The following is a 17914-nucleotide window of genomic DNA, read 5'->3' as shown; positions in this document are numbered from 1 at the left end:
GGGTGCTGACCGACGTCAGCACCCGGGACACCGCCGCCACCCTGGTGCGCAGCCGGGCGGCCCTGCCGGTGGCGGTGGCACCCGTCGCCTACCACCGGCTGTTCCACCCCGAGGGCGAGCTGGCCTCGGCCCGCGCCGCGGCCGCCGCGGGCGTGCCGTTCACCGTCGGCACGCTCAGCAGCGTCGGCTTCGAGGAGCTCGCGAAGACCGGCGCCACGCTCTGGTTCCAGCTGTACTGGCTGCGCGACCGCGGCCGGCTGCTCGACCTGGTCAGGGCGGCCGAGGAGGCCGGCAGCGAGGCCCTGGTGGTCACCGCCGACGTGCCGTACATGGGCCGCCGGCTGCGCGACGCCAGGAACGCCTTCGCCCTGCCGTCGGACGTCCGCGCGGCGCTGCTGGAGGGCGGCGCCGCCGGGCGGGCGCACGAGTCCACCGCCGCCGTCTCGGCGGTGGCCGCGCACACCGCCGAGCTGCTCTCCCCCGGCGTCACCTGGGCCGACCTCGAGTGGCTGCGCGGCGAGACCGACCTGCCGCTGGTGGTCAAGGGCGTGCTCGACCCGGCCGACGCCCGGCGGGCCGCCGGGATCGGCGCCGCGGCCGTGGTGGTCTCCAACCACGGCGGCCGCCAGCTCGACCGGGCCGTGCCCGCCGTGACGATGCTGCCGGAGGTCGCCGAGGCGCTGGCCGGCGAGGACTGCCAGGTGCTGCTGGACAGCGGGGTGCGCGGCGGCTCGGACGTGCTCACCGCGCTGGCCCTCGGCGCCACCGGGGTCCTGCTCGGGCGCCCGCTGATCTGGGGCCTGGCGGCCGGCGGCGAGGCGGGCTGCACCGAGGTCCTCGACCTGCTCGCCACCGAGCTGCGGCACGCGCTCGGCCTCGCGGGCTGCGCCGACCCCCGGGCCGCCGCCGAACTGCGCACCACCACCCTGCCCTGCCCCGTCTGGAGCACCCCGTGACCACCATCGCCGCACCGCACGACCTGCTGCTCGCGGGCCTGCACACCTCCCTCGCCGACCCGGCGATGACCTCGATGAACCTGCTCAACGAGATCTCCATCCGCTACCCGGAGGCGGTCTCCTTCGCGGCCGGCCGCCCGGCCGAGCAGTTCTTCGAGCTGGACGCCGTCCACCGCCACCTGGACCGCTACGTCGACCACCTGCGCACCGAGCGCGGGCTGACCGAGGAGGCGGCCCGCCGGCAGGTGCTCCAGTACGGGCGGACCAAGGGGATCATCCACGACCTGATCGCCACCCACCTCGCCACCGACGAGGGCATCGAGGTGCCCGCCGAGTCGATCGTGGTCACGGTGGGCTGCCAGGAGGCGATGTTCCTGGTGCTGCGGGCGCTGCGCCGCGGCCCCGAGGACCTGGTGCTGGCCGTCTCCCCCACCTACGTGGGGCTGACCGGCGCGGCGCTGCTGGCCGACCTGCCGGTGCGGGCGGTCGCCGACGGCCCGGACGGCGTGGACCTCGCCGACCTGCGCCGTCAACTGGCCGCCGCCCGGGCCGAGGGGCTGCGCCCGCGGGCGCTCTACCTGGTGCCGGACGTGGCCAACCCGAGCGGGGCCAGCCTGCCGCTGGAGCTGCGCCGGGAGCTGCTGGCGCTGGCCTCCGAGGAGGACTTCCTGCTGCTGGAGGACAACCCGTACTGCGTGTTCGCCGGCGAGGAGCGGCTGCCCTCGCTCAAGGCGCTGGACACCGACCGGCGGGTGGTCCACCTCGGCTCCTTCGCCAAGACGGCCCTGCCGGGCGCCCGGGTCGGGTACGTGGTGGCGGACCAGCTGGTGGCGGACGGGCAGGGCGGCACCGGGCTGTTCGCCGACCTGCTCGGCATGATCAAGAGCATGACCACGGTGAACACCTCGCCGATCGCCCAGGCCGTGATCGGCGGCGCGCTGCTGGAGCACGGCCACAGCCTGCGGGCCGCCAACACCGAGGTGGCCGCGCTCTACCGGCGCAACCTCGCGCTGGTGCTGGAGGGCCTGGCCCGGCGCTTCCCGCCCGGCTGCGGGGTGACCTGGAACGAGCCGCGCGGCGGGTTCTTCCTGGTGCTCACGGTGCCCTGCGTGGTGGACGACGCGCTGCTGGAGCGCTCCGCCTCGGAGTACGGGGTGATCTGGACACCGATGTCGCACTTCTACCCGGGGACGGGCGGGGAGCACCAACTGCGGCTCTCCGTCAGCCAGGTCGACCCGGCCACCGTCGACCGGGGGCTGGACGGGCTGGCCGCGCTGCTCGCCGCGCGGTCCTGACCGGCCCCGGAAGGGGGGCGTCCCGTCCGGGGCGCCCCCCCTTCCGGCCCGCTCCGACCCCCACGAGGGTAGGTTTCAGGCATGCTTGACTACCTCTCACGCACCATCGCCGCCTACGAGCACAGCGCCGACAAGTACGAGTCCGCCACCAAGGGCATGGTCCCGGACGAGGAGCTCGACCTCTTCACCGGGATGCTCCCCGATCCGGCCGGGCCGGTCCTGGACGCCGGGTGCGCCTTCGGCCGCGACACGGCCCTGCTGGCGGCCAGGGGCGTGGCGGTGACCGGCGTCGACCTGAGCGAGCCCTTCGTCGCCCGGGCCCGGGAGCTCCACCCCGGCCTGGACTTCCGGCGCATGGACGTGTGCGCGCTGGACCTCCCCGACGCCTCCTTCGCGGGCGTCTGGTCCCAGGCGACGCTGCTGCACCTCAGGGACGAGCACGTGGCGGCCGCGCTGGCCGAGTTCCACCGGGTGCTGCGGCCCGGCGGGGCGCTGTTCGTCAGCTTCAAGGAGGGGGAGGGCGAGGAGGAGTTCGTCGAGTCCTTCAGCGCCGACGCCGCCCGCTTCTTCCGCTACCAGACCGCCGACCGGGTCCGCGGCCTGCTGGAGGCGGCCGGCTTCACCGGGGCCGACGTCCGCGTCGTCAACGAGCGGCAGCGCTACGGCGCCGGGCACCGCGACCTCAACTGGCTGACCGCGTACGCCCGTACCGCCCCCTGAGCCGGCCGGGCCCGGCCCCCGAGCGAGCGTCACGTTCGGGTCGAAACAGGCCGTTTGCGGCCATCCCAATCGTCGGGCCCTGGAGCACCACCACGGATTTCGGCTGACGACCGGTCAATCTCGGCCGGAAATCCGTGCGTTGACCACATCGTTATTGAACGCCCCCTCGACACGTTGTTATGGTCACGAACTGTCGTGATCAAGTCAGCCACAAGGGGGCGATCATGGACGAGCCGAAGCCGCGTCCGGACGGCGCACGACCTCCGACGGGAGGCGACCGCACCCCGACCACCGGGGCGGACGGCGGCCCGGGGTGGTCCCTCGCCCCGGTCGCGATGCTGCGCCACGCGGGCTACCCGCTCTCGCTGCTGGACCGCGTCGTCGCCCCCTCGACCGCCCGGGCCGCCGACGCCGTCCTCGACCTGCGGGACGAAGCCGTCGAGCTGGGGCGGCGGTTGAAGGCCGACCTGCGCGCCGAGCGGGCCGGCACCCGGGGCGACCTCGCCTCCGGCGTCGGCATGCTCCGCCCCTTCCCGCCCGCCGACCTCGCCCGGCTCGAAGCCGAACTCGGCCCGGCCGCCCTGGACTCGGCCAAGCGCTACCAGGACGCGGTGCAGGCCCTGGACGGCCACTGGGAGGCCTTCGAGCGGGAGCACGGCGCCGCCCTCGCCGACGCCCGCCGGACCGTCGTGGACCTGTTCCGCGAACCCTCCCTCCAGCAGGTCCTGCTGCTGTCCAACGACGCCCGCTTCGAGGAGTTCACCGCCTGGCTCGCCTCCGGCGGCGCCGGGTCGGACGGCCACGTCAAGCGGATGACCGACCTGCTCGCCATGTACCTCCAGCGGGTCACCACCAAGAACGAGACCCACTCGCACTTCGGCCCCCTCGCCGTCGCCCGGACCGCACCGGAGGGCGCCGCCCCCGGCGTCGGCTGGTCCACCGGCCCGCTGCGCCGGATCGCCCTGCTCAGCCACTGGGCGGGCGAGGCGATGGCCGAGGTCTTCAGCGCCCGGCCGGAGGCCTTCGAGGCGGTGCGCCCCCGCCGGCGGCCCCTCGCCTTCGCCGAGGGCCCCGTCGTCCGGCTGTACGCGTTCGAGAGCACCACCGGCATGCCGGACGGCTGGCGCTTCGTCGCGGTGAAGGCCGACACCTTCGACGCCGACCGGTCCTGGCTCTGGGAGCACTGCGACGGCGAGCGCACGGTCGCCTGGCTGCGCGCCGCCTGGGCCGACCGCCCGGACCGCCCGGCCGACCGCGACTTCGACCGGGTGCTCGCCGAACTCGTCGACCAGGACTGGCTGATCGGCCGCCGGGAGATCCCGATCGGCGCCACCGACGTGCTGCGCGAACTCGCCGGTCAGCTCGCCGACGACTCCCCCGACCTCGCCGTGGTGCGCCGCTTCCAGGACGGGCTGCGCCGCTTCGCGGAGGGCCCGACGGAGCGGCGCGCGGCCCTGCTCGGCGAGCTCAAGCAGGCCTTCGAGGAGGTCACCGGCTCCGCCGCCAACCGCTCCGAGGGCCGGCACTACGCGGACCGGAGCATCCTCTACGAGGAGGCGTACAGCCCGGTCAGGGACGTCGTCCTCGGCCCCGACGTCGCCGCCCTGATCGGCCGCGAGCTGTCCGTGGTCTACGACCTGACGCTGCTCGTCCCCCGGCTGCGCGTCCGCCGCGAACTGGACATCCTGCACCGCTGGACGGCACGGCGCTTCGGCACCGGCACGCCCGTACCGCTGCCGGACTTCTACGCCGCCTTCTTCGCCGACAAGCCGCTGCTCGCCGCCGAGTGCGAGGAGGTGGACCGGGAGATCGCGGCGCTCGACCGGGAGGTCGTCGACCTGCTGCTGGACGGCGCCGAGGACGGCCGCTCCGAGAGCGTCGTCGACCGGGCCCGGCTGGAGGAGCTGCTCGCCCGCCACCCCGACACCCCGCCCGCGCTGTGCAACCCGGACGTCATGCTCGCCGCGCCGGACGCCGCCGCGATCGGCCGCGGCGACTTCCTCGCCGTGGTCGGGGACTGCCACGCCGTCCGCGAGGCGCTCACCCACTCCAGCTTCGCCTCGATGCTCCAGGCCGAGGCGCCCGAACTCCTCGACGCGGTCCACGACCGCTACCGGGGGCTGCTCGACGAGGACGAGGTGCTGGTCGACCTCTCCCGCTCGCACCCCGACAAGACCGGCGCCCAACTCACCTACCCCTGCCCGGACCTGGAGGTGTACGGGCTCTCCCCGAAGGCCCGCGGCGACGTCCTCCAGCCCGGCGCGCTGTACCTGGTGGCCACCGCCGACCGGCTGGAGCTGCGCGCCCACGGCCTGGCCGGCCGGCTCAAGCTGCTCGCCCCGCTGGCGGGCGGCCCCAGCATCCGCCAGGACCCGCTCTCCCCGTTCGCCTTCCCCCGCCACTTCGGCGGTGTCGGCGTCCGCGACCGGGACCGCGACCACGTGCCCCGCATCCGCTGCGGCCGGATCGTGCTGCACCGGGAGCGCTGGCGCGTCCCCGCCGAGGCCCTGCGCGGCTGGAGCCCCGGCGTCCACCGCTCCAAGGGCGACGCCCCGGAGTTCGCCGCCGCCCGCCGGCTGCGCCGCGAACTCGGCCTGCCGCGCCGCGGCTTCCTGAAGATCCCCGGCGAGCCGAAACCGGTCTACGTCGACTGGGAATCCCCCCTCATCGTCCGGCAGGTCTTCCGGCTCGCCCGGAAGACGGCCGCCGCTCTGGAGTTCAGCGAAATGCTCCCCGCCCCGGAGCACCTCTGGCTCGACATCGACGGAGAACGTCACACCAGCGAGCTGCGCTGTGCGGTCTTCTCGCGCCGTCCCCACTGAGTGCTCCACGTCGAGGACCCCACGCCCTCACCGACCGAAGGCACCGCCATGACCAAGAGCTGCATCGTCCAGTTGCCCTTCCCCTCCAGCCACGACCCCGACCCGAACCTCGCCCGCTACTACGACGACTACGACCGGCGCTTCCGGGCCATGCTGCCCGAGTACTTCATCCCGACCGACGGCCTGTGGGAGATGCCGCTCTGGGTCGCCCACCTGACCGCCCTGCTGAACACCGCGGGCCTGGACTCCGTCTTCCGCGACCTGTCCAGGACCCCGGCCGAGCCGGAGCACTGCGCCGAGCCGCTGCTGGAGGCGACCGCCCCCGGCGACCTGGTCCTGATGTCCCCGCTCGCCCAGAACCTCCGGCTCGCGCTGGAGGTGGCCAAGCGGCTGGAGCACGCCGGCCGGCGCGTCGTCCTCGGCGGCAACATGGCCCCGCTCGCCCCCGACGGCGCCGTGCACGCCGTGCACCGCGGCCAGCTCGACGCCACCTTCGTACGCCGGCTCGTCGAACTCGCCTCCGGGTCCGGCGGCAGCCTGGAGAAGCCGCTGCTGCCCGGGCTGGTGTCCGACCGGATCACCTGGGCGCCGGACTACCGCCACCTCGGCGGCTACCAGGGCCGGGTCCCGCTGCTGCGGCTCAACGCCAGCCACGGCTGCCTGTACCAGTGCTCGTTCTGCGGCGACGCCTGGAGCAAGCAGCTCACCCTGGTCGCCAAGGACGCGCTCGCCCAGGAGGTCGACGAGCTGACCAGCCGGTTCCCCGACACCCGGCTCTTCTACATCGGCGACAAGACCTTCGGCCAGTCCCGCGAGGCCGTCGGCAACCTGCTGGACGTCTTCCGCGACCGCCCCGGCTACCGCTTCATCGTGCAGACCCACGTGATGCAGGTGAAGGAGTGGATCGTCGAGGCCATGCTCGAACTCGGCGTCGTCGCCGTGGAGCTCGGCTTCGAGTCGGCCGACTCGCAGATGCTCAAGCGCCTCAACAAGCTCTCCCGCGGCCTGGACGACTACACTTCGAAGATCCGTCAACTCAGCGACGCCGGGCTGAAGATCGTCCTCAACATGATGGGCGGCCTGGACGAGGAGACGGAGGCCGCGCACGGCCAGACCGTCAGCTGGATGCGGGAGAACGAATCGGCGCTGTGGCTCTTCAACCTCTACAACTTCGTCCCGTACCCGCTCACCCCGGACTTCCCCAGGCTGCGCGAGCGCATCTTCAACTGGGACTTCGCGGACTGGCGGGAGGACGCCCCGGTCGTCTACCGGCCCCGGCACCTGTCCCCCGAGGACAGCTGGGACCTGTTCCAGGAGAAGATCGCCGCGGCGCACGCCATCATCCGCGACCCGCTGCCCGCCGCCCCGGCCTCCGCCGTACCCGGCCTGTCCGTCACGCCCGCCGCGCAGGAGAACTGACATGACCGAGCTCCCCGACTTCGAAGCCCTCCGCACCAGCGTCAAGCCGGAGGACTTCGAGCAGGACCCGCTGCCCGGCTGGGCCGGCGTCGGCACCCTCTTCGGCGCCCCCACCACCACCGCCGACCAGGTGGACGTGGGCGAGACGGGCTGGGTGGTGTCCGGCGTTCCCTACGACGCCACCGCCAGCTCCCGGCCCGGCGCCGCCGAGGGGCCGCGGGCGGTCCGCCAGGCCAGCCTGGTCTTCTCCAGCTACCTCACCAGCCTCGGCCAGTGGCGGATGCTGGACACCCGCACCGGGCAGACCTTCCGCTACCACGCGCCCCGCGTCGCGGACGCCGGAGACCTCCACATCTACCCGACGGACACCGTCAAGACCTTCCAGGCCGTCGCCGCCGAGAGCCGCCGGCTCAGCCAGAACGCCCCGCGGCTGATCTTCCTCAACGGCGACCACTCCTGCACCTTCCCCACCTTCGCCGGCTTCCGCGCCGGCCGGCTGGACCGCGGCGCCGGCCGGGTGGGGTTCATCAACATCGACCACCACTTCGACTTCGGCAACTGGAGCACCCTGCACGGGCCGCTCTACCACGGCTCCAACTCCCGCCGGATCAGCGAGATCCCGCAGATGCGCCCGGAGGACATCGCCTTCGTCGGGGTCGGGGACGTGACCAAGTACGACCAGTTCCGCGGCCTGCTGGACAGCGGCTTCCACGTCGTCCCCGGCTCCCTGATCACCCGGGACGGCGCCGCCGCGGCCCTGCGCCCCGTCATCGAGGAACTCGGCTCGCGCTGCGACACCGTCTACGTCTCCCTCGACATCGACGTGCTCGACAGTGCCGCGGCGACCGGCACCGGGCACGTCACCATGGGCGGCATCGGCATCGGCGACCTCCTCGACGTCTACGAGGAGCTGCGGGCGCTGCCCGTCGGCGCCGTCGACATCGCCGAGATCGCGCCCCGCTACGACCCGTCCGGCGGCACCGCGCAGATCGCCGCCCGGCTGCTCTTCGAGTTCCTGTTCCGCACCGAGGTCGCCCCGGCCGAACTCGCGCCCTGGGCCCCCGGCACCCCCTCCGCACCCCTGGAGCACCGGTGAGATTCACGCCCCACGAAGCGCAGTTCGACTGTACCCCGCTGGTCTCCGGGGCCCCCGCCGAGCGCGAGCGGGCGCTGGAAGCCCTCGCCGCCGGAGCCGTCGAGGTCATCCACCGGACCGGCTACGCCGTCTTCCGGATCGGCCGGCTGCGGCTCGGGGTCGAGGAGAGCCGCCGGCTGTCCACCGGCATCGTCGAGCGCGTCCGCACCGCGCTGATCGCCCGCGGCGCCCCCGCCCGGATGCGGCTGGAGGTCGACAAGGCGCAGCAGACCTACGTCCCCGAGGGCTACACCACCCGGACCCTGCTGCCCCACCACGACGGCCAGCACTGCTCGTACCTGACGCCCAGCCTCCAGGACGCCTCCGACTGGGACCCGGCCCAGCGCACCTACGGCGACTCCGGGTACACCACCACCGCCGCGCACAAGATGTACCAGGGCATCTTCCTGCCCGAGGTCGGCGAGGGGCTGAGCGTCACCACGTACTACGACTGGCTCGGCGTGATCGACGAGGTGCTGGAGCGGCGCGGCATCGACCGGGGCGACGACCCGGTGGCCGGCGCGGCCCGCTGGCTCGGCGGCAACCTGCGCCGCGGCCTGGAGCGCCAGCCCGAACACGGCTGCGCCTACCCGTCGGTGGGCGCCATGCTCGGGCTGGAGGAGACGTTCTGGCACGGCCTGTCCTTCCACCACAGCGAGGCGGACCTGTCCAAGGAGGAGCGGCGGCGCTACCCCGCCGCCGTGCCGCTGGCCCGCGAGTGCGCCTGCGGCGAGTGCCGGGGCGAGGCGGCCCGGCTCTTCTGCCACCAGCTGCTCATGGCCACCGGCCTGACCTGGGCGCGGTTCCGCCGCCGCTGGGAGGTGCTCGCCCCGGGCGAGCACTGCGACCTGCTGCTCGGCCACAACCTGACCATGCTGCACGGCGGCCTGGCCGGCGGCGCGGGGCGGATCATCGAGCCGCTCTGCCTGGTCGTGGACGAGCCGTCCGGCCCCGAGTACGAGCGCTGGCTGGCCGCCTCCTGGCGGCGCACCCTGCCCGGGGCCCGCTGATGCGGAGGAGCCTGCCGGTGCGGGGGGCCCTGTCGGCGCGGGGATCCCGGCCGGCGCGGGGATTCCGGTCGGCGTGGAGGTCCCGCTGATGCGGGGGGCGCCCGCGACCCTGGCCACCCCGGTCGACCTGCACCTGCACACCCGGCACTCGGACGGGGACGAGGCGCCGGCCGACCTGGCGAGGCGGTGCGTCGAGGCCGGGCTGCGGGTCGCCGCCGTGACGGACCACAACACCCTCGCGGGCGTCGCCGCCTTCGAACGGGCCGCCGCCGGGCGCCTCACCGTCGTCCCGGCCTGCGAGATCACCACCACCTGGCGCGGCGAGGAGACCCACTGCCTCGCCTACTTCGTCGACCCCGGCGACGAGGCGTTCCGGCAGCGGATCGGACGCCTCCACGACGCCGAACTGGCCTGGTGGCGCACCTGGACCGACCGGGCGCACGCCCTCGGCGTGCCGATCGCCCGGGCCGACGTCGAACGGCGCCTCGGCGGCGACCGGGTGGCCTACGTCAACGACTACCTGGCCCTGCTGCTGGAGGCCGCCGGGGACGACCCCCGGTTCGCCCCGTACGCCGACGGCGACGACCGGTTCGCCCGCCTCATCGTCGACTGGTGCCGCCCGGGCCGGCCGCTGCACGTCGAACACCCCGTCAACCCCGACCTGGTGGACGTGCTGTCCTGGATCGAGCGGGCGGGCGGCGTCGCCGTCCTCGCCCACCCCGGCCCGCACACCGCCGGCCTGGACGCCCCGCGGTGCGCCGAACTGCTGGCGCCGCTGCGGGCGGCCGGCCTGGCCGGACTGGAGGTGTGGACCAGCTGGCACACCCCGGCCGACAGCGCCCGGCTCGCCGAGGCCGCCGGGCGGCTCGGCCTGGTCGCCACCGCCGGGTCCGACTACCACGGGGTGCGGGTCAAGCCCTGGGCGCCGAGCCCCGGCCTGCTGCCCGCGCTCCCCGCCGACCCGCTCGCCGTCCTGGACGCCCTGCACGACCGCCGTCCGCCCGTCCACTCGATCCCCCAGGTGAGGCCGTGACCACCGTCAACGATCCCCGGACCGCCGCCGAGCCCGGGGTGCGCGTCCCCTGGCAGCTCGCGCCGGTCGTCGTGCTCCGCCAGGCCGGCTTCCCGATGGAGCTGCTCGCGCCGCTGGCCGACCCGGCCGCCACCGAGGAGGCCCGGGAGCTCGTCGCCCACGGGCAGCGGCTGAAGGAGCTGGCCGACGCGTTCAAGGCCGCCCTGCGCCGCCACCCGGTGCCCGGCGCCGCCCGGCTGTCCTCCCCCGCCGGGTTCCTGCTGCCCGTCCCCGAGCCCGAGCTGGCCGCCGCGGCCGCCGCCGTGCCCGCCGAGGAGGCCGCCGTCCTGCGCGCCTACCAGGACGCCGCCCGGCACTTCGCCGAGGAGCAGACCCGGTTCGCCGCCCGGCACCAGGACCGCCTCGACCGGGCCGGGGCCGCCGTCGTCGAGGCCTTCGGCGACGAGCGGCTGCGGCAGGTCCTGCTGCTCTCCAACGACTCCGCCTACCCCACCTTCGCCGCCTGGCTCGACGCCCACGACGGCGCGACCGGGCGGCGAACCCGCAAGATGACCGACCTGCTCACCATGTACCTCCAGCGGGTCACCACCAAGAACGAGACCCACTCGCACTTCGGCCCCTTCACCCCCGGCCGGGTCGGCACCGCCCCCGGCATCACCTGGTCCGGCGAGCGGGAGCTGGAACGGCGCGCGCTGTTCAGCCACTGGGCCGCGGAGAAGCTCGCCCAGAGCGCCGCCGCCGTCCCCGGCCTGCTCGACCACGCCCGCCCCCGGCGCCGCCCGCTGTCCTTCCTGCGCGACGGCCGGATCGACCTCTACGCCTTCACCACCCGCGACGGCCTGGACACCGACTGGGACTTCCAGCACCTCGGCGGGCGCCCGGTCGAACCGTACGAGGCCTGGCTGTGGCAGCACTGCGACGGCGAACGCACCCTGAGCGAACTGCGGCAGGCCTGGCAGGACGAGCAGCGCTGCCCCGTCCCCTTCGACGAGGTGCTCGCCGGACTCGCCGAGCGCGAATGGGTGGTCGTCGAGTTCGAGATCCCGATCGGCGACCACCGGCCGCTGGCCGCCCTGCGCGAGCAACTGCTCGCCGCCCCCGCCCCGCTGGCCGACCCGCTGCTCACCGCGATCGACGGCTTCGAGGCCGACCTGACCCGCTTCGCCGCCCTGCCGCTGCCCGAGCGCGCGGCCGCGCTCGCCGAGAGCAAGGCCCGGTTCGAGCAGCTGACCGGCGGCCCCGCCAACCGCAACAGCGGCCTGCACTACGCCGACCGCAGCATCCTGTTCGAGGAGGCCCGCGGCCGCCCCGCCGACCTGACCGTCGGCCCGGACCTCGCCCGCTTCATCACCGACGAGCTGTCCATCGTGTACGAGACCGTGCTGGCCGGCCCGCGCCTGCGGATGCGGCGCGAACTGGTCATCCTCACCCGGTGGGTGGCCGACCGGTTCGGCCCCGGCGTGGAGATCCCGCTGGACGTCCTCTACGCCGAGTTCTTCCGCGACCGCGACGCCATCGCCCGCGATTGCCTTGCCGTCGAGGCCGAACTCGCCGAACTGGACCGGGAGATCGGCGCCGCCCTGCTCGGCGAGGCCGCCACCGACCCGGACCGCTCCGAGGTCGTGGTCGACCGGGAGCGGATGGCCGCCGTCCTCGCCGCCCAGCCGAGCAGCCCGCCCGCCGTCTGCGACCCGGACATCCTGTTCGCCGCGCGGAGCCGGGAGGACCTGGCCGAGGGCCGGTTCACCGCCGTCATCGGCGACTGCCACGCGGTGCGGGAGGTCATCACCCACACCAGCTTCGGCCCACTGATCCAGGAGCACACCCCCGAACTGCTCTCCGAGGTGTACCGCGGCTACCAGTCCCTGCTCGCCGACGACGAGGTGCTCGCCAACCTGTCCCGCGGCCACCCCGACAAGTCCTCCACCCAACTCGTCTACCCCTGCCACGACCTGGAGGTCTACGGCCGCTCCGCGCAGTCCCGCGACCGGGTGCTGCAGCCCTCCCAGCTCTACCTGGTGCTGCGCGACGGCCGGCTGGAGCTGCGCGCCCACGGCGTCGAGGGCCGGCTGCGCCTGATGGCGCCCCCGGCCGGCGGCCCGAGCATCCGGCAGGACCCGCTCTCCCCGTTCGCCTTCCCCCGCCACTTCGGCGGCGCCGGACTGGACGCCCCCGACCTGGCGCACATCCCGCGCATCCGCTGCGGCCGCGTCGTGCTGCAGCGCGAGACCTGGCGCATCCCCGCCGCCCGGCTGCGCGACACCGCCGCCTTCGGCCGCCAGACCGGCCGGGACGACGCCGCGCTGTTCGTCGCCGCCTGCCGGCTGCGCGCCGAGCACCGGCTGCCCCGGCACGTCTTCGTCAAGGTCCCCGGCGAGCCCAAGCCGGTCTACGTCGACTGGGAGTCCCCGCTGCTGGTCCGGCAGCTGGGCCGGCTGGCCGCCCGCGCCGAGGGCACCCTGGAGGTGTCCGAGATGCTGCCCGCCCCCGACCAGCGCTGGCTGGACGTGGACGGCCGGCGGTACACCAGCGAACTGCGCTGCGCCGTCTTCTCGGCCGGGAACCCCGCCGCGGAGCCGCGCGGGTGAGCACCGACACCGCCGTCCGCCCCTCCTCCGGCTACCACCGGGTCCTCGGCGCCGCCGCCTCCTCCGCGGTCGGCGACGGCATGCGCTTCGCCGCGCTGCCGCTGCTGTCCACCGCGGTGCTGGACGACGCCTTCCAGGTGTCCGCCGTCACCGCCGCGACCACGGTGCCCTGGCTGCTGTTCGCCCTGCCCGCCGGGGCGTACGCCGACCGCTTCGAGCGGCGCCTGCTGATGGTCCTCGCCGACCTGCTGCGCGCCGCGGTGCTGGCGCTCACCGTCCTGCTGCTCGCCGCCGACCGGCTGACCTTCTGGCCGCTGCTCACCTCCGCGTTCCTGCTGGGCGTCGGCGAGGTGCTGTTCGACTGCGCGTCCTTCGCGCTGCTGCCGAGCGTCGTGCCCAAGGACCGGCTGGAGTCGGCGAACGGCCGGCTCTTCGCCGTCCAGACCGTCGGGCGCGACCTGCTCGGGCAGGTCGTCGGCGGCGTGCTGTTCACGGTCGGCCGGGCCGTCCCGCTGGTGATCGACGCGGTCTCCTTCCTGGCCTCCGCGCTGCTGCTGCGCGGCGTGCGCGGGCCGGTGCCCGAGTCCGGGCCTGAATCCGGGCCTGCCGCCGAACCCGGGCCGGGCACCGGGAAGCCCCGCCTGCTGGCCGACATCCGCGAGGGCGTCGCCTTCGTCCTCCGCGATCCGCTGCTGCGCGCCCTGACCGTCTCCGCCGGGGTCATCAACGCCGTCTACCTGGGCCAGATCGCCGTCTTCGTGATCCTGGTCCGCGAGGTGCTGGAACTCCCGGACGCCGCGTACGGGGCGCTGCTGGCCGCCGGGGCGGTCGGCGGCGTGATCGGCGGCGCGGTCGCCGGCCGGCTCAGCAAGGCCGTCGGCCGGGTCCCCGCGCTGGTCGGCAACCTGGCCCTGATGGGCGCCGCCGGCCTGGCGGTGGCCGCCACCGACCGGGTCCCCGTGGTCGCCGTCGCCTACGGCGTCACCGGCTTCGCCCTGATGGTCTGGAACGTCGTCGCCGTCTCCCTGCGCCAGACGATCATCCCGGACCGGATGCTCGGCCGGGCCACCGGCGTCTACCGGCTCTTCGCCTGGGGCACCATGCCCCTCGGCGCGCTGGTCTTCGGCCGGGTGAGCGCCTCGGCCGGGCCGCGCACCGCCTTCGCCCTCGGCGGCGTGGTCACCCTGCTGACCTGCCTGCCGATCGCCTACGCCCTGCTGAGGGACAGCAGGGTGACCGACCGTCGCAAGACCACCGAGGATGCACCATGAGTGAGCGTTTCGCCGTACTGGACCGACTGGCCGGACAGTGGGGCCTGAGCGGCCTGGAACTCGTCGGCAAGGGACTGGAGTTCACCGTCTTCCGGGCCCGGGCCCGGGACGGCGAACCGGTCGCCGTACGGCTCGCGCACCACCGCTTCGACTCCAACGCCAACGACCCGCACGTGGACACCCGCGCCCTGCTCGTCCAGGAGCACGCCATCGCCCGGCACCTGGCCGAACACGGCCTGCCCGTCGCCCGCGCCCGGGAACTCGTCCTCGCCGACGACCCCGACTCCCCCGACGTGCTGCTCTCCGACTACGTCCCCGACGACGGCACCCCGCTCGACTCCCACGCCCTCGGCCGGCTCCTCGCCCGGCTCCACCAGGGACCCCCGCCGCCACTGCACCCCGTCGCCGCCGAGGGCGGCACCACCGCCGAGGTCCTCACCACCCGGATAGGCCGCCGCTGGGCCGAACTCGCCCGCCTCGTCGCCGACTGGCCCGAGCCCCCGGCCCCCGACCTGCTCGCCCGGCACCTCTCCCCCCTCACCGGGACCAGCCTCCTCCACCTCGACGTCCGCAGCTCCAACATCCGCCGCCACCAGGGCCGCACCACCGCCCTCCTGGACTGGTCCAACGCCCTCCTCGGCACCCCCGCCCTCGAGTTCGGCCGCCTCGCCGAATACGCCCGCTACCCCGAGAACGACCTCGACCTCCCCGCCCTCCGCGCCGGCTACGCCACCCTCGCCCCCGTCCCGGCCGAGGACGACCCCACCCTCCTCGCCTGCCGCCTCGACGCCGCCCTGATGCTCGCCCTGGTCTTCCTCTCCGAAGCCCCCGACCCCACCCGCGGCCCCACCGCCGCCACCCACGCCCGCGCCCTCGCCGAGCGCCTCAGCCGCCTGTAACCGCCGACGACGGCGACCCATTGCCTGCGACTGGTGCCGCCTGATATCGCCGCTTGCCCACCAAGACACCGCGAGGCCCCACTGACCTAAGATCAGTGGGGCCTCGCAGTCACCTCAGGAGATTTCCCTCAGCCACGCCCAGTCGCCCTGACGGGTTCGCAGTCGCTCGACAGCCTGCTCAATGCATTCGTCAAGGCTGGAGGATTCAGCCCGGATGAACCCTTGATCTCCAAGAACCCTTCCGGACATGACCACCGTCCACGGGTCCCCGCCGTCCGCCATCCTCTCGTCATCCACCTTAAGGATTACGGTGACGCCGGCGCGGCCTAGGCCCTCCATCAGCTTTTCGATGTTCATGTCAGGCCATCCCTAGTATCCCCTCAAGGCCGCCACAATATCGGCAATATCGTGAAGCTGGCCCTTTCCGACCGCGTCGATGACACTGCGCAGGTCCTGGGCCGTGCCCGGGCCACTGGTGATGCTGTTGCGCTCCATCAGCTTCTCGACGACCGCCTGCGCCGTCCGCTTGTTCCCGTTGTTGAACATGTGACTTCCCGCGATATCCCGGATAACGACCGCGGCCTTCTCCCAGAAGCTGTTGTAGCGACTCGCATTGACCAGCATGTTTTCAGGAGAGCCACTCAGGAGCGTCTCTCCACCGAATTCACGGTTGAGCTGAGCAATCTCGTCGGGAGTAACGCCCGACTTGAAGCCACCGAGATCACAGGCCGGAGCGGCGTTATGCACAAGCACCGGCGTATCGCCTGCCACCACATAGTACGTGTGGAGGTCGTCGACGGTGAGGTTGTAGGCGGGCTGGAGGGTGTTCCAGTGCCGGACGTCCTCGATACGTTGGGGCCGGCCAGCCGGGTCACGCAGGTCGTCGCCGGGCTTGAGGTCGACGGCGTCGGTCCACTGCTTCTGGCTCTCGGACCAGAAGGGGTGGTGGTCGGTGCTGGTCAGGGACTTCCCGGCACCCAGCGAGATATCCGTGAAGTCACGGTCGTTGGGGCCGTAAATGGTCGCCGAGACCCGACGGGAGCCGGTCAGTCCGATCGTCGGATCGGTGGCGAGGACCTCGTCGCCGATCCGAACCGTCTCAATGGCGCGGGTGGATCCGTCGGCCATCAGGACTCGGGTGCCGGCCGCAAAACTATTCGGCAGCGGGCAGACAGGAGGGAGACGGGTGACGAGCTTCTGGATGAACTCGACGGCCTTCTCGCCCCAGGACCCGAACTTCTTGGCCCACTGGGCGAGCTTGGCGATGGCGGCGCCGTCGCCGATGAAGGGGATCGCGCCGATGCAGGAGGTGAGGGCCTCGGTGGTGCGGCCCTCGACGGCGTAGTAGGCGCAGTTGACGAGGTCGGCGATGTCGGCGAGACCGGGGGCGATGACGCCGCCCGCGCCGCCGATGACGTCCAGAGTGAGGTGGACGCTCTCGGAGAAGAGGTGGTAGAGGTAGCTGACGTTGTCGCTGTCCTCCTTCGCCTTCTTGATCTCCTCCTCGATCCCGGCGATCGCGTCCTGCTTCTCCTTCTCGGCCTGGGCCTGCTTCTCGGCCTCCTTGCGCTCGGCCTCCAGCTTCGCGAGCCGGGCCTTCTCCTCGGCGTCCCGCTTCACCTCGTAGCTGGCGTGGGCGTCGTCGGCGGCGGTCTGGGCGGCCTGGGCGTCCTTGCCGGCCGCCTCGGCGGAGGCCCGGGCGGCGGACGCGGACTCGTTCGCCTGAATCGCGGACCATCGGGCCTGTCGGGCCGACTGGTCGGCCTGGTTGGCGGAGTAGACGGCCTTGGCGGCGTCGCGGTTGGCGGAGGCCTTGGCGGCGTTGGCGGTCTTCGCGGCCGCGGCGGCCTTGGTGGCGTCGGCCTGGGCGGCGTCGGCGGCGGCCTGGGCCTTGGCGACGTGCTGGGCTGCGGTGTCGGCCGACGCCTTGGCGGTGGCCTCGTAGCCCCTGGCCTCGTCGGCGACGCCGCGGGCGTAGGCGGCGGCGGCCTGGGCCGTGGCGGCGTTCTTCTGGGCGGTCGCGGCGACGGCGGTGGCCTCGGCGATCAGGCCCTTGATGTCGGCGACGTGGACGGCGGTGAGCCGGTCCTTCTGCTGAGCTGTGTACTGGCCCTTGGCGATGAAGGCGCGCAGGTCCTGCACGGGGCCTTCGAGGGCGACCTTCGCCGCGGCCTTGAGCTCGGGCTCGGTGGCCGGGGCGTCCTCGAGCCGGGTGGCGGTCAGGCGGTCGTCGGCGGCCTGCGCGTCGGCCAGACCCTTGCCGAGGAAGTCCCGCAGCGCGGCGGGGGTGTTGACCCGCAGCGCGGCGTCGGCGGCCGCCTTGACGGCGGGACCGGCCTTGTCGCTGAGCCGGGTGATCGTCAGCCGGTTCTCCGGCGCCGCGGCCTCGTACTGGCCGCTGTTCAGGAACGCGCCGACCTGGGTCCGGTCGCCCTGGAGCACGGTGTAGGCGGCGTCGCGGACCGCGTTGTTCCCCGAGTCGGTGTAGACCTCGACGGCACGGTCGTGTGCGTCGCGGTCGTCAGCTTGCTTACGTCCGGTCTTGAGGTACGAGAGCACTGCGGTGTCCGGGCCGGTGAGGGCCGCTTCGGCAGCCTCGGATCCCCAGGAGCCTGAGATCTTGCGGGAGATCAGGGCGAGCTTGCGGCCATCGGTGGCGACCTGCGCCGGCGTGGCGCCGGGCTGGTTGGCCAGCTGGGCGAGGCGGTCGGCCTCGGCCTTCGCCTGCTGGACCTGCTGGGCGGCCTGGTCGGTCTGCGCCTGCTT

General features: G+C 73.8%; 13 protein-coding genes. 11 read left to right on the top strand and 2 right to left on the bottom strand.

Translation table 11 applies throughout. From position 1 onward, the window contains the following. The 11 genes from ACFU7Z_RS17940 to ACFU7Z_RS17890 form a co-directional block, all read left to right on the top strand. On the top strand, window positions 1-956 hold a 956-nt coding region (locus ACFU7Z_RS17940; RefSeq protein ID WP_380778186.1), incomplete at its 5' end, for an alpha-hydroxy acid oxidase. Between the two features lie 65 nt (window positions 957-1021). Next, window positions 1022-2251, top strand: coding sequence for a PLP-dependent aminotransferase family protein (locus ACFU7Z_RS17935; protein ID WP_380778188.1), 1230 nt, complete (start codon window positions 1022-1024; stop codon window positions 2249-2251). Between the two features lie 81 nt (window positions 2252-2332). Continuing rightward, entirely contained in the window at window positions 2333-2971 is a 639-nt protein-coding gene (locus ACFU7Z_RS17930; protein ID WP_380778184.1) for a class I SAM-dependent methyltransferase, read from the top strand. 224 nt (window positions 2972-3195) lie between these two features. Continuing rightward, on the top strand, window positions 3196-5793 hold the full coding sequence (locus ACFU7Z_RS17925) for a lantibiotic dehydratase (protein WP_380778182.1): 2598 nt from the start codon (window positions 3196-3198) through the stop codon (window positions 5791-5793). Between the two features lie 48 nt (window positions 5794-5841). Beyond that, a complete protein-coding gene (locus ACFU7Z_RS17920; RefSeq protein ID WP_074004065.1) occupies window positions 5842-7212 on the top strand; it encodes a radical SAM protein in 1371 nt (456 codons plus the stop codon). Window position 7213: 1 nt separating this feature from the next. Then, window positions 7214-8308 (top strand): arginase family protein, encoded by a 1095-nt coding sequence (locus ACFU7Z_RS17915; RefSeq protein WP_074004064.1) that lies wholly within the window; start codon window positions 7214-7216, stop codon window positions 8306-8308. Beyond that, on the top strand, window positions 8305-9357 hold the full coding sequence (locus ACFU7Z_RS17910; protein WP_380778180.1) for a hypothetical protein: 1053 nt from the start codon (window positions 8305-8307) through the stop codon (window positions 9355-9357). Before ACFU7Z_RS17915 ends, ACFU7Z_RS17910 begins: the two co-directional genes overlap by 4 nt. A gap of 88 nt (window positions 9358-9445) precedes the next feature. Continuing rightward, the gene (locus ACFU7Z_RS17905) at window positions 9446-10390 is read left to right on the top strand and encodes a PHP domain-containing protein (protein ID WP_380778177.1); all 945 of its coding nucleotides are present in this window, start codon (window positions 9446-9448) and stop codon (window positions 10388-10390) included. Beyond that, on the top strand, window positions 10387-12978 hold the full coding sequence (locus tag ACFU7Z_RS17900) for a lantibiotic dehydratase (protein WP_380778175.1): 2592 nt from the start codon (window positions 10387-10389) through the stop codon (window positions 12976-12978). Before ACFU7Z_RS17905 ends, ACFU7Z_RS17900 begins: the two co-directional genes overlap by 4 nt. Beyond that, window positions 12975-14249, top strand: coding sequence for an MFS transporter (locus tag ACFU7Z_RS17895; RefSeq protein WP_380778174.1), 1275 nt, complete (start codon window positions 12975-12977; stop codon window positions 14247-14249). The genes ACFU7Z_RS17900 and ACFU7Z_RS17895 overlap by 4 nt, the downstream gene beginning before the upstream one ends. Then, on the top strand, window positions 14246-15148 hold the full coding sequence (locus ACFU7Z_RS17890; RefSeq protein ID WP_380778172.1) for a phosphotransferase family protein: 903 nt from the start codon (window positions 14246-14248) through the stop codon (window positions 15146-15148). The genes ACFU7Z_RS17895 and ACFU7Z_RS17890 overlap by 4 nt, the downstream gene beginning before the upstream one ends. 114 nt (window positions 15149-15262) lie before the next feature. On the opposite strand, the gene ACFU7Z_RS17885 is transcribed toward ACFU7Z_RS17890, so the two are convergent. Then, window positions 15263-15505, bottom strand: a complete 243-nt coding sequence (locus ACFU7Z_RS17885; RefSeq protein ID WP_380778170.1) for a hypothetical protein — start codon at window positions 15503-15505, stop codon at window positions 15263-15265. A 12-nt stretch (window positions 15506-15517) separates the two neighbouring features. Further along, window positions 15518-17914 (bottom strand): polymorphic toxin-type HINT domain-containing protein (locus ACFU7Z_RS17880; protein ID WP_380778168.1); only part of this gene is annotated, 2397 nt, incomplete at its 5' end.

The organism is Kitasatospora sp. NPDC057518, assembly GCF_042802075.1.
Taxonomy (GTDB): Bacteria; Actinomycetota; Actinomycetes; order Streptomycetales; family Streptomycetaceae; genus Kitasatospora.
The sequence above is the reverse complement of the archived record's forward strand: the minus strand, read 5'-3'. Positions and strand labels throughout refer to the sequence as shown.